The sequence below is a fragment of the Pseudomonas sp. RA_35y_Pfl2_P32 genome (assembly GCF_963970735.1).
GTDB lineage: Bacteria > Pseudomonadota > Gammaproteobacteria > Pseudomonadales > Pseudomonadaceae > Aquipseudomonas.
Window position 1 is genome coordinate 1 of sequence record NZ_CAXAQF010000396.1, and the last position, 415, is coordinate 415.

The 415-nt window shown below is 59.3% G+C and carries 1 protein-coding gene; it reads right to left on the reverse strand.

Features of this window, described 5'->3' with window-relative positions; translation table 11 throughout:
* The coding region (locus AACY45_RS28870; protein WP_339548892.1) for an immunoglobulin-like domain-containing protein at window positions 1-415 on the reverse strand (415 nt) is incomplete at both ends.

The following is a 415-nucleotide window of genomic DNA, read 5'->3' on the forward strand; positions in this document are numbered from 1 at the left end:
GCTTGATCGACCTTGACGGTGAACTTAGGTGCGGCGTTTTCCAGTACGTCGCCGTTGCTTTCGATGGTGACGGTGATTTTGTCGCCGTCCGCACCTGGCTCGTCAGTCACGCTGGTAGTCAGCGTGGTATCGCCCAGTGTCAGCTTCTCGAAGTTGTTAGCCGAGACCGACTCGAGTTTGTTGACGATGGCGTCCTGACCGCCGGTGAAGATGTCGTCCTTGGCGGTGACCACAGCAGTGCCGGTGGTGCCATTGGCCGGGATCTTGATCTCGGTGCCGTCGGTGAGTTTGAAGGTCAGCTCGCCGTGGTTGCTCATCGGCAAGCCAGCAGCGTTGGTCAGGGTCACGGTGTAGGTGACGGAACCGCCTTCGGTGACGGTGGTTTTATCCACAGACAGAGTGGCGACCACTTCGG